Source organism: Levilactobacillus sp. HBUAS70063 (genome assembly GCF_038374745.1).
GTDB lineage: Bacteria > Bacillota > Bacilli > Lactobacillales > Lactobacillaceae > Levilactobacillus.
The window spans coordinates 216403-241082 of record NZ_JBANSM010000005.1; the positions used below are offsets into that span (position 1 = coordinate 216403).

General features: G+C 48.8%; 18 protein-coding genes and 1 CRISPR repeat array. Of the genes, 13 read left to right on the forward strand and 5 right to left on the reverse strand.

Annotation, left to right across the window (positions count from 1 at the left end; genetic code table 11):
• Window positions 1-36: 36 nt before the first annotated feature.
• Complete coding sequence (locus tag V8I28_RS09485; RefSeq protein WP_341779885.1) at window positions 37-1197, reverse strand: MDR family MFS transporter; 1161 nt, start codon at window positions 1195-1197, stop codon at window positions 37-39.
• 310 nt (window positions 1198-1507) lie between these two features.
• Between V8I28_RS09485 and V8I28_RS09490 the strand changes: the two genes are divergently transcribed.
• Both V8I28_RS09490 and V8I28_RS09495 read left to right on the forward strand, forming a co-directional pair.
• Window positions 1508-1735, forward strand: coding sequence for a heavy-metal-associated domain-containing protein (locus V8I28_RS09490; RefSeq protein WP_341779886.1), 228 nt, complete (start codon window positions 1508-1510; stop codon window positions 1733-1735).
• Between the two features lie 28 nt (window positions 1736-1763).
• Window positions 1764-2327, forward strand: a complete 564-nt coding sequence (locus V8I28_RS09495; RefSeq protein WP_341779887.1) for a Dps family protein — start codon at window positions 1764-1766, stop codon at window positions 2325-2327.
• Between the two features lie 142 nt (window positions 2328-2469).
• On the opposite strand, the gene V8I28_RS09500 is transcribed toward V8I28_RS09495, so the two are convergent.
• The gene (locus tag V8I28_RS09500) at window positions 2470-3450 is read right to left on the reverse strand and encodes a LacI family DNA-binding transcriptional regulator (protein ID WP_341779888.1); all 981 of its coding nucleotides are present in this window, start codon (window positions 3448-3450) and stop codon (window positions 2470-2472) included.
• A 282-nt stretch (window positions 3451-3732) separates the two neighbouring features.
• On the opposite strand from V8I28_RS09500, the gene V8I28_RS09505 reads away from it, so the two are divergent.
• From V8I28_RS09505 to V8I28_RS09515, 3 genes are all read left to right on the forward strand, one after another.
• Entirely contained in the window at window positions 3733-5157 is a 1425-nt protein-coding gene (locus V8I28_RS09505; RefSeq protein WP_341779889.1) for an SLC45 family MFS transporter, read from the forward strand.
• 27 nt (window positions 5158-5184) lie between these two features.
• On the forward strand, window positions 5185-7491 hold the full coding sequence (locus tag V8I28_RS09510) for a glycoside hydrolase family 31 protein (RefSeq protein ID WP_341779890.1): 2307 nt from the start codon (window positions 5185-5187) through the stop codon (window positions 7489-7491).
• 420 nt (window positions 7492-7911) lie between these two features.
• A complete protein-coding gene (locus V8I28_RS09515) occupies window positions 7912-9813 on the forward strand; it encodes a heavy metal translocating P-type ATPase (protein ID WP_341779891.1) in 1902 nt (633 codons plus the stop codon).
• A gap of 98 nt (window positions 9814-9911) precedes the next feature.
• On the opposite strand, the gene V8I28_RS09520 is transcribed toward V8I28_RS09515, so the two are convergent.
• Window positions 9912-10727, reverse strand: coding sequence for a hypothetical protein (locus tag V8I28_RS09520; protein WP_341779892.1), 816 nt, complete (start codon window positions 10725-10727; stop codon window positions 9912-9914).
• 443 nt (window positions 10728-11170) lie between these two features.
• Here V8I28_RS09520 and cas9 point away from each other — a divergent pair, with 443 nt between their 5' ends.
• The 3 genes from cas9 to cas2 are packed head-to-tail and all read left to right on the forward strand — an operon-like array spanning window position 11171 to window position 15614.
• Window positions 11171-14374, forward strand: coding sequence for a type II CRISPR RNA-guided endonuclease Cas9 (cas9, locus tag V8I28_RS09525; RefSeq protein WP_341779893.1), 3204 nt, complete (start codon window positions 11171-11173; stop codon window positions 14372-14374).
• Between the two features lie 15 nt (window positions 14375-14389).
• Window positions 14390-15298 carry a type II CRISPR-associated endonuclease Cas1 gene (cas1, locus tag V8I28_RS09530; protein ID WP_341779894.1) on the forward strand — a complete coding sequence of 303 codons (909 nt, stop codon included), beginning with the start codon at window positions 14390-14392 and terminating at the stop codon, window positions 15296-15298.
• A gap of 7 nt (window positions 15299-15305) precedes the next feature.
• Entirely contained in the window at window positions 15306-15614 is a 309-nt protein-coding gene (gene cas2 / locus V8I28_RS09535; protein ID WP_341779895.1) for a CRISPR-associated endonuclease Cas2, read from the forward strand.
• A gap of 142 nt (window positions 15615-15756) precedes the next feature.
• Window positions 15757-16980: a CRISPR direct-repeat array (repeat unit 36 nt; unit sequence ATTCCTTTATACCCTAATTTGAAAGGAACTTAAAGC).
• A 138-nt stretch (window positions 16981-17118) separates the two neighbouring features.
• Here cas2 and V8I28_RS09540 read toward each other — a convergent pair.
• Window positions 17119-17922 (reverse strand): Ig-like domain-containing protein, encoded by an 804-nt coding sequence (locus V8I28_RS09540; RefSeq protein WP_341779896.1) that lies wholly within the window; start codon window positions 17920-17922, stop codon window positions 17119-17121.
• A gap of 314 nt (window positions 17923-18236) precedes the next feature.
• On the opposite strand from V8I28_RS09540, the gene V8I28_RS09545 reads away from it, so the two are divergent.
• From V8I28_RS09545 to V8I28_RS09560, 4 genes are all read left to right on the forward strand, one after another.
• The gene (locus V8I28_RS09545) at window positions 18237-19484 is read left to right on the forward strand and encodes a glycoside hydrolase family 28 protein (protein WP_341779897.1); all 1248 of its coding nucleotides are present in this window, start codon (window positions 18237-18239) and stop codon (window positions 19482-19484) included.
• Between the two features lie 83 nt (window positions 19485-19567).
• A complete protein-coding gene (locus V8I28_RS09550) occupies window positions 19568-20410 on the forward strand; it encodes an aldo/keto reductase (RefSeq protein WP_341779898.1) in 843 nt (280 codons plus the stop codon).
• A 483-nt stretch (window positions 20411-20893) separates the two neighbouring features.
• A complete protein-coding gene (zwf, locus tag V8I28_RS09555; RefSeq protein WP_341779899.1) occupies window positions 20894-22381 on the forward strand; it encodes a glucose-6-phosphate dehydrogenase in 1488 nt (495 codons plus the stop codon).
• A 529-nt stretch (window positions 22382-22910) separates the two neighbouring features.
• Window positions 22911-23657 carry an alpha/beta hydrolase gene (locus tag V8I28_RS09560; RefSeq protein WP_341779900.1) on the forward strand — a complete coding sequence of 249 codons (747 nt, stop codon included), beginning with the start codon at window positions 22911-22913 and terminating at the stop codon, window positions 23655-23657.
• Window positions 23658-23695: 38 nt separating this feature from the next.
• On the opposite strand, the gene V8I28_RS09565 is transcribed toward V8I28_RS09560, so the two are convergent.
• Window positions 23696-24139, reverse strand: a complete 444-nt coding sequence (locus tag V8I28_RS09565) for a GNAT family N-acetyltransferase (protein WP_341779901.1) — start codon at window positions 24137-24139, stop codon at window positions 23696-23698.
• Window positions 24140-24217: 78 nt separating this feature from the next.
• Between V8I28_RS09565 and V8I28_RS09570 the strand changes: the two genes are divergently transcribed.
• Window positions 24218-24652, forward strand: a complete 435-nt coding sequence (locus V8I28_RS09570; protein WP_341779902.1) for a MarR family winged helix-turn-helix transcriptional regulator — start codon at window positions 24218-24220, stop codon at window positions 24650-24652.
• The last annotated feature ends 28 nt before the right edge of the window (window positions 24653-24680 follow it).

Here is a 24680-nt window from a genome sequence, read left to right on the forward strand (position 1 = left end):
CAACTCCGCTGAAGAAGTTACTCATGACACGTCCTATTATTTTAACCGTGCCTGGTTGACCCGATTCCGAATCATCACGGCGGCTAAGGCCAACAGCATCAACAACGTGACCGAGCCGAAGAGGTCCCGATAACTCCCGTATTCGATCAGCAGGCCGCCGTACAACGGCCCAATCGCCCGACCGAACGAAATGGCCATGTTGTAGATGCCCTGGAACTTCCCCTTATCGTTATCGCCGGCCAGCTTGTCAATCCACGCCGGAATGCCCGGGAAACCAATCATTTCACCAATCGTGAGGATCACCATGGTCAGGACAAACATCGCGTAGGTCTTGGCAAAGACAAGAATCAGAAACGACAGGATAAAGATTAGTGAGCCCACCGCAATCTGCGAACTCATCTTGAAGTATTCGCCCAGTCGGTTAGCAATCGGCTGGCCAAACACAATCATCAGACCGTTCAGCGTCCACAACAGACTGTAGTGTTCAAAGGAAATTCCGAGATTGGTCATGTGCACGGAAATCACGCTTTCCCACAGCGTGTAGCTCATGTAGAGGCAAAAGACCATCACCGCAATCAGCCAGATCAGATTGAACTGAGCGGGTTTGGCCGCCTTGTGCTGATGATGCTGCGTCTTGGTGGTAATTTTCATGCGGAAGTCCGCTAGAATAATCAGCAACAGGGCCGTGTAGCAGATGCTAGCGGCGATAAAGACCAGCTGGACCCCGTGATCCATCAGGTAGCCGACCATCAGCGTGCCGACGACCCCCAAGTTCATACCGATATATAAATAATTAAAGACCTTGCGACTACTGATGGACGTCACATTGGCCGCAAACGAATTGACCACGGTCATAACGATCCCGTCGCCCAGGCCGATGAACAGGAGCATGATGCCAAAGATCGGCCAGCCGTGGAAGAAGATCAGAATCAGCATGGGGATAAAGGAACACAACGTTCCCACGACGGCTGATTTAAACGGCGACCAATTATCGAAGAGCCAGCCGCCCAGCCAATTTCCCAAAATCATACACAGAGACATCCCCAATAGGGCAATTCCCGCCAGCGTCAGCGTTTGATGTAACTCGTTATGCATATAGACAGTCGTTAACGGCCACATACACGCTGCGGCGGCGTTAAGCAGGAGGGTGGCCGACAGAATCCCCACCAGACTGACTTCCTTGTTACTTTTCCACATTTAATGTCCCTCGCTTGTTTAAATTCTGCTTTTCATTGTCGCATATTTCTTAGGGAAAGAAAACCACAACGCTCGCTAGTCTCTATTAATTCGCGCTTTTGTTCTTGAAGTTTATTCATTTTATGTATATTTCAAAAAAGATTCGTCAACTTGATTTGAGTCAAGTTTTTCTCGACCGCCTGCCCGTATACTAAGTTATGTAATCAAGGCAAGCGTTCATTAGCAACGTCACCGCCGTTGATTTAGTCCCGGATAGCCCGCTATCCGTTGAAATCGTAACGTTAAGTAAACCACTTAGGAGGTTTTTGATATGAGTAAAGTAACGATGAAGTTAGATGCACTGACCTGCCCGTCCTGCATGACCAAGATTGAAGGCGCGCTGAGCAAGAAAGATGGCGTACAAAACGTCAAGGTTCTCTTCAACGCCAGCAAGATTAAGGCCGAATTCGATGACAGCCAAGTCACCGCTGAAAGCCTAGCCGACACGGTCACTGACCTCGGTTACGTTGTCAAGAGTTCTAAAGTTAAGGCCCTCTAATCCCCCAAATACGAAAGGAAGTTACCCCATGACCACAACCACAATGTCTGTTGAAGACCGTTACGCCGCTGAACAAGCCCAAACCGACCACGACCATCACGTCCCCACGGCCGGTGCCATGACCAACCATATCCTGGCCAACCTGCACATCTCAATTGTGAAGTTCCACCAAGTTCGCTGGTCAGTCAAGGGCCCGTTATCCCTGAGCGTCCGGCAATTACTCAGCGATTACATCGCCACCTACCGGCAACAATTCGATGCCCTCGGCGAACTCCTGTTGGATGAAGGCGAGATTGTTTCCACCACGACTAAGGAATTCCACGACTACAACATGCTACAGGAAAGTGGCGCCAAGAAGTATCTGACCGCCGAAGAACAAGTCAGTGAGCTGGTTCACGACGCAGATACCCACAACCTCTTCATCGACCGGGCCATCAAGCTCGCCGAAAAGGAAGAACGCCCAGCCTTAGCCAGCTTCTTAACCACGTTGCGGGGCACAAACAACCATATCATTCGTGAACTCCAGGCTGTACTGGGCAACGACGCCCGCGACGGTCTGGACGAAGAAGACGATGACGATGATGAAGACTAACGCTTAACTATCTGAAAAATGTGAGGCCACACTGCGAGGTGACCTCACGTTTTTTATTTTGCGCGGTGGAAACGCCACCACCCATTTTTCTGTATAAATATTTTTTCAAGCGATTGACCAATTTCACCTAAAGCATGGCCAATCAACGCGTTAGGGTTGCCACACTGTCCCGCTCCGTCACGGTCACCGGCACAAAATCCGCGGCCGGTTGTCCCAACACCTTGTTGACGCTCTGACTTCCTATTTGGTAGAAGTCCTGCGTCATGCTGGTCAGCGCGGGCGTGGTGATTTGGCAAATGATGGTCCCATCGATGCTCATAATGGACAGGTCCGCGGGCACCCGAACGCCCTGCTGATGGGCCGCCGTCAGTAAGCCCGCCGCCACCATGTCACTGGCCGCAATCACGGCCGTAACGCCTTGGTCGCGAACCGCTTGTAGCAGGCTCGTGCCGGACGCATAGCTATAGTCACCGGGCAAAACGGCCGGTGCGCGCAACTGGTTAGCCGCCATGGCCTCGCGGTAGCCCGCCTGTCGCTGACTTCCCGTGTGGTAGCCGTCGATACCGGCTAGGCTAATCTGCGTGTGTCCGTGGTCAATCAGGTACTGGGTCGCCTGGTAGGCCAGATCCCGGTTGTCCGAGCTGACGGCCAGAATGTCTCGCGTCCCCAGATAGAGTGACACGAAACAAAACGGAATTCGCGAGTCCTTCAACAACGTCAGGTCTTTTTCGTCCGGCTCAATCGCCGCCAGTAAAATTCCCGTGACCGACCGTTCCAGCGCCGTGATGATGGCTTGATGCTGAAGCGCATGGTCTCGGTTGCCGGCGTAGAGAATCATCACGCCCTGTCCCAATTCGCCGGCGCGCTGCTGAATACCGTCGATAATCTGCGTAGAGAAGTTCGTGGGCGTGGCGTTAATGATTAAAGCGATCACGTCGGTCCGTTTCCTGACGAGATCCACGGCCGCCGAATTCTTCCGGTAGCCCAATTCCTTAGCAATTTTCAAAACTTTCTTTTGGGTCTTCTGACTATACGACCCCGTCTTATTGCCCAACACCCGCGAAACGGTGGCAATCGACACCCCTGATTGGGCCGCAATATCTTTAATGGTTGGTTTGGTCACGACTTCCACCTGACTTCCTCTAATTTCTGGTCTCCGGGCATTTGACCGGCGAACGCTAAGGCTGCTCGGCTTGGGACCACAGCTTTAAGCGGTCCCGATTGCCCTTGGAGATACGGCTAATGAATCGTTGCCTCAATTATAGCCTTATTCGGGTCAATTTCCCAGCAAATAAAGTAAACGTTTACTTCACCGTCAATTAGGCATTGTAAACGTTTACGTAAAGTGATAGGCTATAGGCGTTGAAGGAAATTAGGTTTAAACTATATCAAGGGGATGCACACCATGAATCAACCAACAGCGCACGCAGCGGGGGTCGCCCAACCGACCGGAACTGCCACTAAGAAAACGGCACGGATTTCCAATTCCCTGCCGAACTTACCATTGAAGACCATTTTCGCGATTACGTTTGGTTTTTGCGGGGTTAACATGGCCTTCTCACTACAATCGTCACAGATGAGTCGAATCTTTCAGACCATCGGGGCCGACCCCACTAACCTGGGGCTCTTCTTCATTCTGCCCCCACTCGCCGGCTTAATCGTCCAGCCCTTGGTCGGAAAATACTCCGACCGGACCTGGTCACCACGCTTTGGCCGGCGGATGCCGTACCTGTTGTTCAGTGCCCCGATCGCCGCACTGGTCATGGTCCTGTTACCCAACGCCGGGTCATTTGGCTTCGGCTATGCGTCACTAGCCGCCTTGCTCTTCGGCGCCATCGCCATTCTATTCATGGACCTGTCCAGTAACGTCTGCATGCAGCCGTTCCGGATGATCATTGGCGATATGGTCAACGAAAATCAAAAGGATAAAGCGTGGTCCTGGCAACAGGCCTTCAGTAACCTCGGCGGTGTGCTGGCAACGCTTTTGCCATTCGTCTTAACCTACTTCGGTGTCGCCAACACCGCCAAGAAAGGCGTGGTACCGCTGTCCGTACGGTTGGCCTTCTACATCGGTGCCGCCATTCTATTGGGGATTTCGGCTTATACCATCCACTCCGTTAAGGAATACGACCCCGAAACCTACGCCAACTACCACCAGATTGATCCGCAAGCCCACAAGAACCACAAGTCCATCTGGCAACTCATTAAGGAAGCGCCTAAAGCCTTGTGGGAAGTCGCACTAGTCCAGATGTTTGCCTGGATTGGGATTCAATACATGTGGACCTACACGACCGGGGCCATTGCCCAAAACGTCTGGAACACCACGAATGCCACCTCCGCCGGGTATCAAGCCGCCGGTAACTGGTACGGGATTCTGACGTTCATTCAATCCATGGCCGCCGTACTCTACGGCTTCCTGGTTCTGTCGCACACGAATCCTTTCAAGCGGAAGTTCTGGTACCGCTTCGGGATTACCTGCTTTGCCATCGGCTTAATCTGGGTCTTCTTCATTCACAACCAATACTTACTGATCCTGCCCTTCTGCTTAATCGGGATTGGCTTCTTCACCATTCACGTCGAACCCTTTAACATCTTCACTTCATCGTTAAATGGGTCCAACGAAGGCTCCTACATCGGCATTTTCAACGGAACCATCTGCTTGCCACAAATCATCGCGTCCGTCGCCAGCTTCCTGGTCTTCCGGATGGTCGGCAAGTCCATGCCCGGGATGATGCTGGTCGCTGGGATTTCCATGCTGATTGCCGTTGCGACCATCAGCGTCCTGAAGCAGGATAAGCCCCAAAAGGATTTGTCCGAAGATGTTCACTAGTTTTAGCTTACTGAGGAGAGAATTTCTATGACATTACCAACTTATACGCAAAATAAACAAACGGTTACCTTCGATTACCCGCAGCATCCCCTGCAGCTAACCGTGTTGACCTCGACTATTGTGCGGGTCTTTGAAAATCGCGGCGATAACGGCCAGTCCTACGCCATCGAAGGCAATAAGGAACAGCCCACCGACTACATTCTCACCGATGTTGGCGATCACTACGAATTAAAGACCCGTGCTTTGACGCTGAAATTAGATGCTGACCGCCACGTGGACACCTACGATGCCGCGGGTCACGCCTTGGTCACGGACTACCGTGGCGAACGGCAATTGCTGGATAAGGGTATCGACAAAGTTCACGAACGACTGGTCGAAGCCGAGGGCCATAGCGTCACCAAGTCTACCGTCAAGTCCGACACGGGCTACTACGAGGTCATCAAGGCCCTCGCCCCCGACGAACAGCTCTACGGTCTGGGTGACAAGACCGGCTACCTCGATAAACGCGGCTTCGAATACGACAACTGGAACGTGGATAATCCGGCGCCGCAATTGGAGAATTTCCCCAACCTCTACAAGTCGATCCCTGTTATGCTGGGCTTGAAGAATGGCCATCCGTACGGTCTATTCTTCGACAACACCTACAAGAGTCACTTCGATATGGGGAAGGAAGATCCCCACTACTACTTCTACTCCGCCGTTCAGGGCAACCTGGACTACTACATCATCGGCGGGCAAAGCCTCAAGGACGTGGTTACGGGCTACACCTACCTGACCGGCCGCGTGCCGTTGCCGCAGAAGTGGACGCTGGGTTACCAACAATCCCGCTGGGGCTACAGTGCTAGCCAGGCCGAGGTCCAAGGCATCGCAGATAATTTGAAGAAATACGACCTCCCCTGCGACGCGATTCACTTCGACGTGGACTACATGGACGGCTACCGGGTCTTCACCTGGGACAAAGCCAAGTTTAACGGCAATCCGAAGGCCTTCGTGGCTAAATTAAAGCAACGCGGCATCAAAGTCATCCCCATCATCGATCCCGGCGTCAAGAAGGACCCCGACTACCAGACTTACGCGGATGGCGTGAAGCACAACTACTTCGTGAAGACGCCAGACGGCAAGGTCTACATCAACAAGGTTTGGCCCGGTGATTCCGCCTTCCCAGACTTTGGTCGCCCAGAGGTCCGCAAGTGGTGGGCTAAGAACAACCAATTTCTCACGGACATGGGCGTCGGTGGGGTCTGGAACGACATGAATGAACCCGCCACCTTCGAGGGAGAAATCCCCGACGACGTGGTCTTCAGCGATCAGGACACCCCCTCCACCCATACCAAGATGCACAACGTTTATGGGCACAACATGGCCAAGGCCACCTACGAGGGGCTCAAGCAGCAACAGGGGCGCCGGCCGTACGTGATTACCCGGGCCGCCTACGCCGGTACGCAGAAGTATTCGACCGTCTGGACCGGTGATAACCGGAGCATCTGGCCACACATTCAAATGATGATCCCACAACTGTGCAATCTGGGACTCAGTGGCTTTAGCTTTGTCGGCACGGACATCGGTGGGTTTGCCTCCGATTCCAACGCGGAATTACTGACGCGCTGGATCGAAGCCGCCATTTTTAGCCCCCTGCTCCGGAACCACGCGGCCATGGGCACCCGGCGGCAAGAACCATGGGCCTTCGGTGAGCCGACCTTGTCGATTTATCGGAAATACCTCAAGCTCCGCTACCGATTTATCCCCTATCTGTACGACTTGTTCGCGCAGGAGAGTCAAAATGGGTTGCCGGTCATGCGGCCACTGGTTCTAAACTACGACGATGACCCACGCGTTCGCGACCTCAACGATGAATACATGGTTGGCGATGACGTGTTGGTAGCGCCAATCGTCCAGAAGTCCCTGACCAAGCGGCTCGTCTACCTGCCGGCCGGTAAGTGGATTGATTTCTGGAATAACCGTGAATACAACGGCCAACAGGACATCGTCGTCGACGCACCGTTGGATAAGCTGCCGCTGTTCATCAAGGCCGGCACCATCCTGCCTTGGGGCCCCGCGGTCGACCACATTAGCGAGGAACCCGATACGACCATGACCTTTAAGCTCTTCGGCAATGCCGGCACCTACGAGCACTACCAAGACAACGGCCTGGACTTCGACTACCAGAACGGCGAATTCAACCGTTACGCCATCACCGTGCGGGACGGACAAGTGGGTGTTAAACTCTTACACCACGGCTTCGCGTCCGCTTACCAAACCATCACGCTAGATTTGCCGGACAGCAGCGTCACGCTGACGTACGACCGGGCGAGCGATGGCTATCGGTTGAAGTAAGCTAGCGACGGTCGCGCAAATCCTATGGCATTCAGCTACCATAACCGGAGGCTGCTAGAACCGATGTCCGCGGGTGGTCCTCCTAGCGTCGGAATCTTTGGTGGACATACGTGGGGACCAGTAACCACTAGCTCGGCGTTTTCACGATTTATTAGCTGGAAAATTTTCACGGTCTTGCCTATTTAGATTTTAATTTTCATCAAAAAAATAAAGCGCGTCCTCATCGGCTATAAAGCCGGTGGTGGCGCGCTTTTGGCGTCTAATAGGCCTGACAAAAGTCCTGCTTTTACTCAGAAATTAGAAATAAGTTGGCCAACTTGATTCGCATCAAGTTAAAGGGGGCCGCTTCCAGGCATAATGGATACATAAACAAGGAACGAAACATTTAAACCAAGCAAACAAAGAAAGGATCGTTATCTTATGGCATTCCAACGTTATATTTATGCTCACACTAATCCCATTACTTTCTGGTCGGCCGGACTGATTATCCTCGGTTTTCTCAACACCTGGTTCACCAAGGTACCCTATGTGACCGACACCGCCTGGATCATCGCTTCCGTTATCGCCGCGGCCCCAATTGTTCTGCGGGCCATCAGCGCACTGAAGGCCAAGGTTTTCAGTATTGAATTGTTAGTCGGCATCGCCGTAATTGGGGCGTTTGCCATCGGGGAATTCGAAGAATCTGCAATCGTTACCTTCCTCTTTCTCTTCGGGTCCTACCTGGAACAAAAGACGCTGGCCAAGACGCGGGGCGCCATCCAATCACTGACCGAAATGGCCCCGACAACGGCGCTGTTGGTCAACGATGACGGCGAAACCGAAGAGGTCGACGTCGATGATTTGGAAGAAGGCAACGTGGTCTTAGTCAAGGCCGGTGGTCAGGTTCCGGTCGACGGTAAGGTCGTCGGTGGAACCGGCTACGTCAACGAATCTTCCATTACCGGTGAATCCCGGCCCATCAATAAGGCCGATGGTGATGGCGTCTACTCCGGCGCCATGGTCGAAAGTGGAACCTTGCAGATTGAAGCCACTCAGGTTGGGGACGAGACGACCTTCTCCAAGATTATCGAATTGGTCGAAGAGGCCCAAGACACCAAGTCACCTGCCGAAAAGTTTATTGATAAATTTGCCCAATACTATACGCCGGCCGTTCTGGTCATCGCCATTCTGGTCTTCGTCTTCTCCCGAGACCTGCGTTTAGCCATCACGGTGCTGGTTCTGGGTTGCCCTGGGGCCTTGGTTATCGGCGCTCCCGTCTCCAACGTGGCCGGAATTGGTAACGGCGCAAAGAACGGGATTCTGATTAAGGGGGGCGACGTGGTCGACAGCCTCTCTAAGGTCGACACGATTGTCTTTGATAAAACGGGAACACTGACCACGGGTAAGATGGACGTGGCCGGCATGAAACAATACACGGACGATGACAGCCTGCTGGGGGCCGTAGCTCAGGTCGAACAGACCTCCGATCACCCACTGGCAACGGCGATTACCACCCATCTGGCCGGTCGAATTGCCAGTGACGCGCCAACCATGACCACCGATACCATCAAGGGTCGCGGCATGGTCGGTCAATGGCACGACGAATCCCTTTACGTTGGGAATGCCGCCCTACTGAAGGACAACGGTATCGATTTAACCGATGCACAATTGGTTGACTTACACGAAATGCAAGACGACGGGCAATCCACGGTGCTGGTGGGTTACCAAGGCAAATTAGCCTTCATCCTCGGCGTTGCCGATACGGTTCGGCCGGAAGTCCCAGCCGCCCTCGCTGCGCTGAAACGCCAAGGCATCAAGCACCTCGTCATGTTAACGGGGGACAACCAAGCCACAGCGCAAGCGGTCGCAGAATCCCTGGGGATCGACGAAGTTCACGCCGACTTACTCCCAGCCGATAAGGTTACCTTCGTCAAGAAGTTTCAAGACATGGGTCGCAACGTGGCCTTCGTCGGAGACGGTATCAACGATAGTCCTTCCCTGGCAACGGCTAGTGTGGGGATCGCCATGGGTGGCGGGACCGACGTCGCCATTGAAACGGCGGATGTGGTCCTCATGCAATCCAGCTTTACGGCATTGAATCACGCGGTTGGCCTGGCCAAGAAGACGGCGGCTAATACCAAGGAAAACATCACGATTGCCATCGCTACGGTTATCTTCTTACTGATTGGCCTGGTTTACGGCTACATCTACATGGCCAGTGGGATGTTCGTCCACGAAGCCTCCATCCTCGTGGTTATCTTCAACGCGATGCGCCTGATTGGCTATCATCCCCACGTTGACAAGCCTACGAAGCAACCAGTCCAACAGTTAGCCACGAATTAACGACCACTAGAGCAGTTGAATAGAAGCCAGACAGGGCCACCAAACGTTGTATTAACCGCGTTTGGTGGCCCTGCTTGTTGCCTATTTACTGTTTTATTTTAACCGTAATCGTTGATGATGCCGGAGAAGTAGGGCTTGCCGTTGACCGTGTAATTATCCCAACTGCCACCCCAATAGTCATCGTCAAAATAACGACGGCCGGTGGTCTTCAGATTTTTAATCTTAATCTGATACGTATGCTTGCCAACTTTTTTGCCGGGAAGCCCCTTGATGTATTTGTTGTAGCGAACCGTGGTGGTATTGCCCTTGACCGTGGTCTTGGTCATCTTAGCCGAGGCGGTCGGCTTATAGACTTCCATTCCATTGCCAAACTGAACTTGCATTTCCCCACCGCTATCGTACTTACTCATCGCTGCACGACTATAGTATTGAATGTAATTGTCCAGCGTCAGATAAAACATAGGCGACACAAAACCACCGTGGCGGTCTTCTTTGAAACCATTTCCTTGCCGCAGAACGGTTCCTCGGATCGGCGCCTTTAGACTGACCTTCTTGAAGTTGGCCTTCGTCAAAGGTACCGAGTCCGTCATGGTAAAGGCCAATTTCTTCAGCCGATTGTAGTGCACTGCACCGGACGTAAAAGATGCCTTAACGACCGGACTTCCCTGATCTTGCGTAGAACTCATCACAAACAGCAAGGACCCCCTCTTCTTGAGCAACGGCCGATAGGTTCGACCATGTTTCTGCGATATTCCCACGTAAACATTACGTTTTGCCCGGACGTACGTCCCAAATTGTGGCTTCAAATACTTGCTGGACGCCTGTGCCGTAGCAGTCGTCGTGGTGATCCCCAACCCCACGAACGCACCGGCTAGCACGGCACCCGTGACCAGTTTACCTCTAAGATTTAACAACTTTAATTACCCCCTAGAATATATGTGCTGCACAATCATTATACAACGAACGAAAAGCCCCACACCGTCTAATTTAAAGAGCGCGAGTCCCTGTCTTTTTTGAGCTGGACTCTCGCCGGATAAATCCGAACAAAAGCTCAAGCTTACTTCCTAAAATTCACTTAGCAGTTGAGGAGGTATCTTATGAAGAGGTATACCCCCCTGATATTATAAGCTGGCTAAATGTTGGAAAAAGTCTTTCATTCTCTTTCAATACATGCTATAATTCGGAGTGTCGAGAGACATTTTAGTTACCTCTTTTATACCCTAATTTGAGAGGAACTTAAAGTAAGGAAATGACCACTTTGTGATCATTTTCCGTGCAGCTCTAACCCCCACAAGTTCTCTTGTGGGGGTTATCTGTCTATCGGCCAAATTCTCACAAATTTTGGAGGGACACTACATTGAGTTATATTCTTGGACTTGACATTGGTATTACATCTGTCGGATATGCTGTTCTCGCCACAGATAAGAACGGAAATCCTTACAAAATACTTTGTCTAAATAGCGTAATTTTCCCTGGAGCAGAGAACCCTAAGAACGGATCATCACTTGCGCGACCAACACGCCAACATCGTGGAAGCCGTCGAACTAATAGACGCGCAAAATTCCGAAAAAAGAGGGTTCGTAGTCTATTTATACGATATCACCTACTCGATAAATATACTATCTCCGATTTTTTGAGTTTTAAGACACCTCACCACGACATTTGGTATCTCCGTGAGCTTGCATTAAAAGAACGCATATCCAATGAAGAGCTCTTCGAAATCCTTTATTACTTCGCCGGGCATCGCGGATTCAAGTCTAATAGGCGCTCAGAAGTACAATCTGATAACCAAGACCCCGACAAGCGTATCGTTCTTTCAAATATTGCAAAAAACGATAAAAGAGTCAAAGACTTTAAAACTTTTGGCGAATTTATGGGTTCTCTTCCTGAATTCAATCAAATTAAACACAACAAAACATATCGTGAAGAGAGCATAATTTTTCCCCTACGTCGGTGGTTGGTTGACGAAATTCATGAAATTCTCCACTCCCAACATTGTCTAGGAAACACCGACTTGACTAGAGCATTTACTGACGAATATTTAAGCATTTTTCAATCCCAAAGAGACTTTGATCAAGGACCAGCTAAACCAAGTCGCTTCGGCGGTAATCTAGTTAAACGAATGGTTGGTGTAGACTCTTTAGATCCAAAAGAAAAGCGCGCTGCAAAAACAACTGAAACTTTTTTTCGCTTTAATTTTCTATCTCAACTTAATAATTTGAAAATTCGCTACATGATCGGGCAACCATTTATCCCTCTAACAAACGAACAGCGAAAAATAATTTTAGACGCAACACGTCTAAAGTCTTTATCATTTGGTCAAATCCGAAAGAAGCTTAATCTCAACGATGAGGCACGATTTAATCTCGTTGATTATGATAACTCAAAAAAAGACTTTACCAAAGATGAAGAAAAGAAATTATTTAAACAGGATACTCTGGTAGATATCCGTAAAGTAACGACTAACTATCAATTAATTGACGACATTGGGACAATATTATCTTATTACAAAGGTGACTCATCACGCTGGGAACATTTAAGAACGCTTGGCCTTAGCGAAGATCAGATTGAACAGCTCCTGCCAATAAAATCATCTGGCTTCAGCAATTTGTCTCTGAAAACCATGAGAAATATCCTGCCCTATTTGGAAAAGGGACAACTATATAACGAGGCTGCACAGTCAGCCGGTTACGACTTCAAGAATAACAAAGTCAACCGCGCGTACTTACGTGACAACATCACCAATCCAGTAGTGAACAGAGCTGTTGCCAAAACTCTAAAAGTAGTTAACGCCGTCATAAAAAAATACGGAAAACCGGACGCCATTCACATTGAACTAACCCGTGAAATCAAACACAATTTTGCTGAACGAAATGAAATTAAAAAGAATAACGACAAAAATCAACGCAAAAACGAGGCTTTAGCGGAACAATTACGCGAAAATGGAATTCCAGTTAATGGAATAAATATCCTTAAACAAAAACTATTCAATGAACAGGGGGGGATTGATCTTTACACTGGGAAACCAATCAACGAAGAACACCTTTTCACTGATACTCTTTTTCAAATTGATCACATTATTCCCTACTCATTGTGCTTCGATGATAGTTTTACTAATAAAACTGTCACCGCAACCCACTGCAATCAGGCTAAAGCTAATCGCACCCCTCTACAGTACTTAGGACAAGAAACCACAAATGCTGAACGGTTCAAAAACTGTGTCATAGCCAATATTAAAAATGCTCGAAAGCGGCAGAATCTATTGACATCAAGTTTTGACGAAAAAGATCGCATAGCTTGGAAGTCTCGCAATATTAATGACACAGGATATATTAACCGATTGCTCAGCCAATATTTACGCCAGAATATAACATTTACTACTCGAAGTAAGTCCCCTGTCCTTACAGTAAATGGTGCAACAACTGCTCATATTCGGAATCGCTATGGAATCATTAAAAACCGTGAGGCAACTGACTTGCATCATGCTGTTGACGCAGTTGTATTGGCTTGCATCACACCGAAATTCATCAAAGATGTCACCAGATACAGCGAATTTCGAGAAACACGCTACAGTAAAAAACTTCGACAAAACAAATCCAATTACCAAGGTACTCCCGAAAGTTTCCCACAACCTTGGCCAGATTTTCGTAATGAATTAGTTGCCCTCATTTCCAGCGATCCAACGCAAATGATGCTAGGACACCAGTGGGAGCATTATACCGATGATCAAATTAAACAACTAAAACCCGCATTCGTTATTCGCACTGCCAATCATAAAATATCGGGGCCGGCTCATGAAGAAACCACATATTCTCCCAAAATTTTCAACGAAACTAGTTACGGACTATTACGTACACCCATCAACAAACTTAAATATGATTCTAAACATGACATTATTCAGAACTACCCACTAGCCAAAGATGGGAGTAACCAAAATATTTATGCGGTTCTCAAACAAAAATTGATAGAAAAAGATGGGGATGCCAAAGAAGCTTTTCCAACAGGCCAAGTGACAGTTAACATGGGTAAAAACTTACAGATTGTCACCCATGTTAAAACTATCCAAAAATTGACCTCACCCACTACTGTCAATCAGGGAAGAGGGATTGCTAAAAACGGACGCATGCTGCGTGTTGATATCTTTAAACTAGCTAAAACGAACAAACTAATCGGTATACCAATTTATGTCGCGGATGCCGTTAAGCACACTCTTCCCAGCCTAGCAGTTAAAGGAACTACACATCAGAAGTGGATTCAGATTCAATCTGAAGATCTTTTCGTTACATCACTAGCCCAAAATGATCTTATTAAAGTGACTTTTACTAAACCAGTAAAGTTGACCAATCACGTAACCGGTGAGGTCTCAGAACAGAAAGAATTACTCTGCTATTTTACTGGATTTAATATCGCTAACACACAATTAGAATTTCATTCTATTAATGGGGACTACAAAATCAACAAAGTTGTTCTTGGCAAGATACTTAAGATTACTCGCTATCAATTAGACTATCTAGGCAACTATTATCCTATTAGGCATGAACACCGTCTTCCATTTAAATAGGAGTTGACTAATACTATGTTCAGAAATATATATTTAAAGAATCCTTCTTCAATTTCCCTTAACCATTACCAACTAGCAATTACTACCAATGGTGAATGCTATCATTTTCCATTCGATGATACCCAAAGTCTCTTACTCGAAAGCCTCGAAACTACCATCTCTACTTCTGCGCTCTCTGCATTGGCAAGTCATGGTGTAACCGTCATTACCTGTGACTCTGAGCACCTACCTGTGGCAACACTTCTTCCTTTACAAGGATACTACCAGCACTTAAAAACGCTAAATATCCAATTCAATCTACAAAAACGCTTTAGGGACAGGGTGACTAAGAGAATAATCAAGCAAAAGATTACAAATCAATATCAAGTAGCATTTCAGCTAACCGGTACAAGTAATGCTATTTTAAAAAAACTAGCTACAGAAGTTAAAGATGGTGACAAAGGATTTAGGGAAAGTGTTGCAGCTAAAATTTACTTCAACGAGATCGGTGGTAAAAAATTTAGCCGCCGTTCCAATATACTCACAAATGGTGCCTTAAACTATGGCTATGCTATTCTTAGAAGCTGCATCGCCAGAGAATTATTACTATTTGGTTTCGAACCTGCGCTAGCCTTTAATCATCATAATGCGAATAACCCATTTAATCTGGCTGATGATCTTATTGAACCTTTTCGACCGCTCGTCGATCTCTACGTCTTCACAAATTTGGCTACTACCAATGAGCCGATCTTAACATCAACTATGAAGGCACACCTCTTAAATCTATTAAGCTACGAAGTGTTGATTGAGGGCACGTACCACACCGTTCAGCATGCTATTCATCTTGTCGTTGAGTCCTTGCTGAATGCCTGCACTACTCAAAAAACGAAGGCTTTAATTCTGCCATCGATAGTCTCACTAAAGGTGCATGATAATGGGGAGTAAACGATTTATGAGAATAATAGTTATGTTTGATCTACCAACAAAAACCAAAAGTGACCGACGAAATGCTTCCAAATTCCGAAAGAATCTAATCAATGCCGGTTTTGTAATGATGCAACTGTCCGTTTACTATCGGCTCGTGAATGGTACTGATATGGTTCATAAGTACGAGCAGCGCGTCTCAGACTTTCTACCACCAACTGGTCAAGTCCGCTTACTGACTCTAACGGAGAAACAGTTTAGTAGCATGGAAATTATGACTGGAACAATTTCCAAGCAAGAGCAAAAAATCGATAGTTCTGAGTTGACAATTCTCTAATTTTAATATACGAAAAGGGAAATCTTTGACACTTTTTCTGCCAGGATTTCCCTTTTTCGTATAATCTTCGAACTACTTAAAGAATATTTTAAGTAAAATATCCCAGATAAATCCCGATACATCAGCACTTATACGACGACATATTCCTTTATACCCTAATTTGAAAGGAACTTAAAGCCTTGTGGTGCTTGCTGACGACAATCAGGGTATTCCTTTATACCCTAATTTGAAAGGAACTTAAAGCCGCCGGGGACTCAAAGTAGCTGTGCAAGTAATTCCTTTATACCCTAATTTGAAAGGAACTTAAAGCGATAACTCGTGGTGATAGGCGAACCGTGATATTCCTTTATACCCTAATTTGAAAGGAACTTAAAGCCCGGAATGGGTTGGGACGTTGCCGGGTTTGATTCCTTTATACCCTAATTTGAAAGGAACTTAAAGCACTTGTGGTGTCGTATTGCTGGGAAGCCCAATTCCTTTATACCCTAATTTGAAAGGAACTTAAAGCCGCTTCGGGGAGTTTATCCCCGACGTATCGATTCCTTTATACCCTAATTTGAAAGGAACTTAAAGCACTGGTCTTTGATTAATTTCACCAAGGTAAATTCCTTTATACCCTAATTTGAAAGGAACTTAAAGCTGTCCTAGACACCTTTTCTAACACCATCTAATTCCTTTATACCCTAATTTGAAAGGAACTTAAAGCGAGTTAATGACGCTAAGAGTGAAGCTCAATATTCCTTTATACCCTAATTTGAAAGGAACTTAAAGCAGGAGGTGTGATTTATGGCTCGTCCAAAGAATTCCTTTATACCCTAATTTGAAAGGAACTTAAAGCACAACGCCGTGGCTATCTACGCCAAGGTTGATTCCTTTATACCCTAATTTGAAAGGAACTTAAAGCTGGACGTCAGCAAGGGTACGGCGAGTAGTGATTCCTTTATACCCTAATTTGAAAGGAACTTAAAGCCGTCAGTTACAACAGCAGATGAAGACGAGAATTCCTTTATACCCTAATTTGAAAGGAACTTAAAGCGCGTCGATGCTGATAACAATACGATGACCGATTCCTTTATACCCTAATTTGAAAGGAACTTAAAGCTATTAGCCGCCTTTTCATTAGCGGTACTTTATTCCTTTATACCCTAATTTGAAAGGAACTTAAAGCCCCAGCCCTCAGCATTTAGTTCCTTGGTCAATTCCTTTATACCCTAATCTGAAAGGAACTTAAAGCACAAGGGTATGGCCGGGGCTATTTCTTCGCATTCCTTTATACCCTAATTTGAAAGGAACTTAAAGCAGTTGATTGAAGACGCGCTCACAGGCGTTAATTCCTTTATACCCTAATTTGAAAGAAATTTAAAGCATAATATCCCATCAATTTCACGCAAGGTTGATTCATTCATACCCTAAAGGTCATATTCTCTTCATCAATAAATAAAATAACTCACAAAAGCTAGAAAGTCTTCTTAGCCTTTGTGAGTTATCTATATAAAACTCAAGCTTACTTCGTGAAAGTCCACTTAGCAGCTGGGGCAACGCCGACCTTCACGGCAACGACCTTGTTCTTGCTGTTAACGATCTTGAACTTCTTAGCAGAAGTGAACCGTAAGTAAAGCGTCTTAGAAGTCTTGGAACCCTTAGGGGTGTATGTGATCTTCCAGAACGTTGGGGTCTTAGCATTGACGTTGTACTTCGCGTAAGAAACTAACGTCTTAACCTTCTTACCATTCTTGTAAAGGTATTGGTTAAAGCCCGTCTTTTGGCTGAAGACAATCTTTTGAGAATACTTGTTAGCCGTGTTGGACTTCCAAGTACCAGTAGGCGTCTTTACCGTAAAGCTTGCAGCCTTCTTGGTTGAAGTCTTCTTGGCAGTCGTCTTTTTAGTCGTTGTCTTCTTCGTAGTCGTCTTCTTGGTCGTTGCTTTCTTAGTCGCAGCGGCTTGAACCCGGATAATCCGGTAGAAAGACGTCTTGGTCTTCGGGTTCGTTGCGTAAACGTAAACGTTGGCGTTCTTCTTCAGCGTCTTAGCCAACTTAACCGTGTATTTCCCAGTCTTTTTAGAAGCCGTTGCGCTTCCCAAGTTAGCCTTGGCATTCTTGCTCTTCTTGACCGTGATCTTAGACCCCTTAGTGGCCGTCCCCGTGATCGTCTTCGAATTGCTGTAAATTGCCTTAACACTCAAGTTAGGCCCCACGTGCGTAGCGGCATGTGCCGTCGTTGCTGGTGTAAGCGCCGTAGCGGGAACCGTGGCACCGATAGTAAATAAAGTGACCAAACCAGTCATCGCAACCATAAATTTCTTCATTGTTTTCCTGACCCCTTATAATGGCCGGCAAAAGCACCGGCGAAGTATTTTCTAACCGCCTTGTAGTATAACAGATTTTTGACAAATTAGTGTCAAAATTGTAACCACAAGGCCCCTTCTTTAACAACACTTAAAATAAATTAACCGGTTATCCATTCTTTAGCCGTCGGTTAGCCGTCAATCGCCGTCGGATCAGTCTGGATAGTGTTTTGGCGTCCCGACTGGCACCGTTTTCAAAGTGTGGTAAGCTAAAGCTACCATCAGCCTCACACCTCGGTTACCTTGGACTTTGGAAATGGAGGAGTTCTCTTATTATGAAGATTAATATTCTCGATACGGCAATTTATGCCGAGATTGCCAACGATGCTACCGCGACCATTCAGGCGGCCATCGACCAATGTGCGGCTGGGGATGGCGGCGAAGTTACCATCCCCAGCGGCCAATACATCATCGACGGCCTGCGCCTCAAGACCGGCGTCACCCTGAATCTGGAGGCCGACGCCATTCTACGCGGCAGTGGCCACGAGACTGCCTACATTCACCGGCCGGGCCCCTTCGAGCTGAACCGCAACCACACGCCCATCTCGGCGTTGATTTCCGCGACGGGTCAGCGAAACGTTGGCATCACCGGTGAAGGCCAGATTGACGGGAATTATCGGGCCTTCATTTATCCCAATCAGCCCACGGCCGTTCACCTGAAGTCCTACCATTATCCCCGCCCGATGACCCTTTACTTTGAGGACTGTACCAATGTCACGCTACAACAGCTAACCATTCGCGACGCCCCCTTCTGGACCATTCATCTGGTGGGTTGCCACAACACCGAGATTAGCCATCTCGCCATTCACAACGAGGTCCGGATGCCCAATACGGACGGCATTGACATCGACCGGAGCCAGAACACCTTCATTCACGACTGCGAAATCATTACCGGCGACGACGCCATCTGTCCCAAATGCACCGAGGAGACCGGCCAGTACGGCGGCTGTACCAATCTACGCGTGACCAATTGTTTTCTCAAAACACAGAGTGCCGCCGTCAAATTCGGCAGTAGTAGCTTCGGCAACTTTGAGAATTGCCGGTTCCAGCACCTGACCATTCAGGACACCAACCGCGGGCTGGCCTTTCAGCTCCGCGATCCCGGTAGCGTCAATAACGTCAGCTTTGACGATATTACGATTGCTACGAAACACTACAGCCCGGAGTGGTGGGGCTCTGGCGAACCTATTTCTCTGACCCTACTTCCCCGTGACCAGGATACCGATCTTAGCCAACAGACCATTCGCAACGTGACCTTTAGGAACATCACCTGCGACGCCGAGAACGGGATTCTCGTGGCCGCCGATGTTCCCGCCGCCTTTAGCCAGATTACATTTGAAAATGTCACCGTCAATCTCCGGCAAAACGCCGATACCCCCGTAACCTTCGACCTGCGCCCGTGGCACGGAACGGCTAAGCTTCAACGCCCCCTGCGTCTGGTAACCAATCTAGCCGGGGCCGACCTAACCTTCAAGAATGTTCAGGGCCGGTTTCCCAACCGGTTAACCGTGACGTTGCCGTGAAGGGAAATCAAAATGTTTGTATCTCCCTGCCAAAAAGCCTATCTTAAATATCAGATAAAAAATTAAGGGTGGTTCGATAATTAATGGAAAAAACATTCACATTCGATACTGATTTAACCGTCAATCGCTTAGGCTACGGCACCATGCAGCTCCCTGGCAAGGGCGTCTGGGGGCCTTCCGCCGATCCGGACAACGCGCCTAAGGTCATTGAGACGGCGATTGACAACGGCGTCAACTTCATTGACACCGCCGATGCTTACGGTCCATTCTATTCCAACCTGTACTTACGGGCGGCGTTGCAAGCCCGTCCCGACAGCCACGTCATGGTTGCCACTAAGGTTGGCCAGACCCGCCAAGGCCCCGACCAATGGACTCCAACCGGCGTACCGGCTTACTTACGGCAACAAGTTGAATTGAACCTATTTACCCTCGGCCTCGATCACCTCGACCTGCTCCAACTTCACCGAGTCGATCCGACCGTGCCGTTCGAAGACCAGATTGGCGTCCTCAAGGATATGCAAGACGAGGGCAAGATCAAGCATATCGGGCTTAGCCAGGTCTCCGTTGACCAACTCAAGGCCGCTCAGAAGATTACGCCGATTGCTTCCGTTCAAAACATGTATAACCTGAGCAATCGCCAGGACGAAGACGTTCTCGACTACGCCGAATCCCAACACATCGCCTTCATTCCGTGGTTCCCACTAGCCACTGGCCAATTAATCACGAACCCAACGCTCACCAACATCGCCAAGAAGTACGATGCTTCTCCCGCCCAGATTGCGCTGGCTTGGTTACTGAAGCGTTCCGACGTGATTCTGCCAATTCCTGGGACCAAGTCAAGCGACCACGAATTACAAAACATTCACGCCCAAAACATCGAACTCAGCCAAGCCGACTTCGATGCCTTGAAGGCCTTAGCCGACTAGTCACTTAGCAAGTTCAGGCAACTTACTGGTGGGCCACTGAAAATGCTGACGGTCCGCAATGACGACGCCCCACAAAAATTTTTCATGAAAATAAACGGTCTTCACCAACTCGTCCAACGTTACTCGGACGAGTTTTTTTGTTAGACTATTGATGATAGCGATTTCATAGAAAGGCCCTGTGCCACCCGTTTCCATGGACTTTCAGCCATGTCAATTTGGCTTTCATGAAAACGCAGAAATCGTGAAATCATTGTTTTCACAACATTGCAACCGGTTGTCTAAATTTTAAATTCTTGGTTTAAAAAGGTCGCATTTCACGACAAAGGGGCGTATAATAACTTCCGAAGTGGTCTAGACATACTTTCTGGACAACTCGCGGATTCCCGAGTGGTTGCCCCCATTCGTGGATAACCGGTGCAACAGTCAATTTTTGGTAGACACTGCTCATATAACGGATTTAAACACTTAAGGAGTGACGATCTCTTGGCAACTGAACGTAAAGCTGTATTTCTATTCTTCGGGGGTACCGGCGACTTAGCTTACCGGAAACTCTACCCAAGTCTTTTCAACCTGTATCGCAAAGGTAATTTACGATCCCACTTCGCTGTTATCGGGACTTCCCGGGCGAAGATGGATGACGACAAGTTCCGCGCGGCCATCAAGAAGTCTTTAGCCGACAGCGGCAACCGGACCGACTCTAAGGAAGCAAACGACTTCGTTTCTCATTTCTACTATCAAGACCACGACGTCACGGACACCGCGCACTACGCCGTCTTGAAGGACCTGATGGACAAGTTAGATAAGAAGTACAAGGCAGAAGGCCACCGGATTTTCTACCTCTCAATGGCGCCACAATTCTTTGGCACCATTGCGCAAGACCTGAAGACCCAAGGCTTGCTATCCGACGGTAAGGACGCCTTCAACCGTCTGGTTATCGAAAAGCCATTCGGCCGGGATTACGATTCCGCCAAACTCTTAAACGACGCCTTAAGCAAGTCCTTCGATGAAAACCAAATCTTCCGAATCGACCACTATTTAGGTAAGGAAATGATTCAAAACATCGAAGCCCTGCGTTTCGGCAACACGCTGGTTGAATCGCTGTGGAACAACCGTTACATCGACAACATTCAGGTAACCTTATCTGAAAAGTTGGGAGTTGAAGAACGGGCTTCTTATTACGATAACAGTGGGGCCTTGCGGGATATGGTCCAAAACCACATCATGCAAATCGTTTCCCTGCTGGCGATGGAACAACCCGTGGCCTTCACCGACACCGATATCCGGGCCGAAAAAGTCAAGGCCTTACGGAGTCTGCGGGTCTACAACGTTGCCGACGCCGCAACCAACTTCGTTCGTGGCCAATACGGCTCGATCAACGAACAGGCCGATTACCGGCACGAAGACAACGTCCCTCACGATTCAACAACCGAAACGTTCGTTGCCGGGAAATTGTTATTCGACAACTACCGTTGGTCCGGCACCCCATTCTACATTCGGACGGGGAAGATGCTAGCCGACAAGTTCACGCGAGTTGACGTGGTCTTCAAACGGCCATTAGTGGACATCTTTGCTTTTCCACAAAGTCAAAACACGCCACTGGCAGCCAACGTCTTGACGATCTTCGTTGAACCACACGCTGGTTTCTCCCTGCAACTGAATGCCAAGACCAACGACACCGGCTTCTCAACGGAACCTATCAAGTTGGACTACTTGGTCGATGCTCAGAAGTCCAAGGATACGCCAGAACCTTACGAACGTCTCTTGCATGACGTCTTGAAGGGCGACGGGACCAACTTCTCCAGCTGGCCAGAAGTTTCCTACGCTTGGAAGTTCGTGGATCAGATTCGTCGGGTTTGGGACTTACAAGAACCACAATTCCCTAACTACACGCCACATTCCATGGGCCCAGCCGCAGCCGAGGAACTCATCCAACGCGATCACCGCGAATGGGTTTACCGCTTAAATAACTAGAACGAACACCTGACAAATGGCCCTCAGTCCTGGAATTCCTTGGACTGAGGGCCATTTTTATCGGTTCATTGTGCTTTGAGACGACACTAAAATTTGCTTCAAAATGAGATAATTTCAGTAAACGCGCTCATACTGGTCGCCTTGCCGTTCGCCAAATTTGGCCTGGAACGCGGTGGGTAGGACGGAAATCTTTTCCCTCGCTTTGAGCCGATAGACCACGTCTCAAAGTCGCCATTTCTCCAAGCGGAACGCTTGGAGAAATCCCACGGCTGAGGCCAAATTTGACTCACTCACGGCTAAACTGGATACAATCGATTACTTCGGCTAACCGCCATCACTTCAGCAATAGTAGCGCATATTTCGTATTTTCACCTATTGCAACTCTAGAAATAATCCGAACGATTCAATAGACCAGATGGGCAGCCGTGACTAATTCCATGACGTCAACCTGATTAATTTAGAATTAGTCACCAATTTACCAAACCAAAATCACCGACGCGACGTCGGAAAACTTATGGAGGTCTTTCACATGGAATTTAACGTTCAACGCGACGGCTTAACCCTGGCCGGCATCTTCGAACCCGCACCACACCCAACCGGTACCGTCGCCATCCTCATGCACGGCTTCACCAGCGACCGTGGCTACACGTCAACCGCCCTATTGGTTCAGCTGGCCACGCGGCTCCGGGCCATCGGCGTGGGAACCGTTCGCTTTGACTTCAACGGTCACGGCCAAAGCGACGGCAGCTTCGCCGACATGACCGTATTCAACGAAATTGCCGATGCCCAGGCCGTGTTGCGTGCGGTTAAGACCCGGCTACATCCCCAACACATCGACTTACTCGGCCACTCCCAGGGTGGCGTGGTCGCCAGCATGTTGGCCGGCTACTATCCCGACCTGATTCACAAGCTGGTCTTAATGGCGCCGGCCGCCACGCTCAAGGATGATGCGCTGGCCGGTCACACGCGTGGACTGGACTACGATCCCCACCATATCCCCGCAACACTACCGCTGACGGCCGACCAAACACTCGGTGGCTTTTACCTCCGGACGGCGCAACTCTTACCCATCTACGAAACGGCCCAGGCCTTCACGGGCCCCGTCTGCCTGATTCACGGCGCGGCCGACCAGATCGTCTCACCCATCGCCTCACAACGATACGCCGACGTTTACGCCACCAGCACACTTCACCAGTTGCCGGGGGCCAGTCACGGCCTAGACGGCGATGCACGGTCGACCGTTTTACAACTGGCGACCGACTTTATTCAAGATTAATCATCAGCGAATCCCGGGACCTCCCGCCGATTCGCTTTTTATTTGGCCACCTTATCCATCCGTATGTGCGGCGTCCCTTGGAAGTTAAAAACCGGCCCACTCTCGCGATAGCCAAATTTCTGGTAAAAGCCCTGCTTATCAATCTGGGCTTCAATCTGAATGGGACATCCCGGATAATTCCGCTGAATCTCCGCCTCAATCTGGCTCATCAATTGTCGCCCGAGGCCCTGACCCCGCACTTCCGGAATCGTCAGCACTCGGCCAAACGTGACGTGTTCGTGTTCCTTAAATATCCGCGCATACGCCACCAACCGACCGTCTTGAACGCCCATGATGTGGTGCGCCACCAGATCAGTCTCGTCAATTTCCTGATAAATGCGCTGCTGGGCAATCACAAATGTTCGAATACGTTCATATGCAACATTATATAGGTCGGTTGCCGACAAATCCGTAAATGCTTTTGTTGACCACTTTACTGTCATAATATGCCTTATCTGTGTTAAAGTATGCTTATTAGCATCTCACAATTTGATTTCAAATGCAACTAAAAAGGAGAACTCATGCCCAATTCATTTCGGAGCATCGGCCTCATCGCCCGTGCCACCTCAGAAATCGGAAATCAACTCTTCCAGCGTGCCGACCTACAAAACAATCAGTTCATCTATCTGATGCGGATTGTCGAAAATCCCGGCATCACCCAAACCGATCTGGCGACCCAGCTTCACGTAGACCCCTCAACCTGTCTGCGGGCCGTCCGCAAGCTCATCGACTACCAGTACGTCACGCGCCAAGCGGACGCTAACAACAAGAAGCGCCGCCCCCTTGTCGCAACCGAAAAGGGGCAGGCCTTTTATCCCCAGCTGGAAGCCTACGAGCAGCACATCTTAGGGATTGGAACCCACGGACTGTCGGCCGGTGAAAGCCTTCTATTAGAAGAACTATTGACCAAGGTTGCCGTTAACATTCAAGAGTATCAAGCGACCCAGGACGACTAAGTGGCGGGTCAACGAAATTTTTTTACAA

Coding starts and splice junctions, on each gene's coding strand:
- V8I28_RS09540 (WP_341779896.1), bottom strand. CDS start 17,922: ATGAAGAAATTTATGGTTGCGATGACTGGTTTGGTCACTTTATTTACT.
- V8I28_RS09485 (WP_341779885.1), bottom strand. CDS start 1,197: ATGTGGAAAAGTAACAAGGAAGTCAGTCTGGTGGGGATTCTGTCGGCC.
- V8I28_RS09495 (WP_341779887.1), top strand. CDS start 1,764: ATGACCACAACCACAATGTCTGTTGAAGACCGTTACGCCGCTGAACAA.
- V8I28_RS09550 (WP_341779898.1), top strand. CDS start 19,568: ATGGAAAAAACATTCACATTCGATACTGATTTAACCGTCAATCGCTTA.
- cas2 (WP_341779895.1), top strand. CDS start 15,306: ATGAGAATAATAGTTATGTTTGATCTACCAACAAAAACCAAAAGTGAC.
- V8I28_RS09490 (WP_341779886.1), top strand. CDS start 1,508: ATGAGTAAAGTAACGATGAAGTTAGATGCACTGACCTGCCCGTCCTGC.
- V8I28_RS09565 (WP_341779901.1), bottom strand. CDS start 24,139: ATGACAGTAAAGTGGTCAACAAAAGCATTTACGGATTTGTCGGCAACC.
- V8I28_RS09510 (WP_341779890.1), top strand. CDS start 5,185: ATGACATTACCAACTTATACGCAAAATAAACAAACGGTTACCTTCGAT.
- V8I28_RS09545 (WP_341779897.1), top strand. CDS start 18,237: ATGAAGATTAATATTCTCGATACGGCAATTTATGCCGAGATTGCCAAC.
- V8I28_RS09505 (WP_341779889.1), top strand. CDS start 3,733: ATGAATCAACCAACAGCGCACGCAGCGGGGGTCGCCCAACCGACCGGA.
- V8I28_RS09570 (WP_341779902.1), top strand. CDS start 24,218: ATGCCCAATTCATTTCGGAGCATCGGCCTCATCGCCCGTGCCACCTCA.
- V8I28_RS09515 (WP_341779891.1), top strand. CDS start 7,912: ATGGCATTCCAACGTTATATTTATGCTCACACTAATCCCATTACTTTC.
- V8I28_RS09560 (WP_341779900.1), top strand. CDS start 22,911: ATGGAATTTAACGTTCAACGCGACGGCTTAACCCTGGCCGGCATCTTC.
- cas1 (WP_341779894.1), top strand. CDS start 14,390: ATGTTCAGAAATATATATTTAAAGAATCCTTCTTCAATTTCCCTTAAC.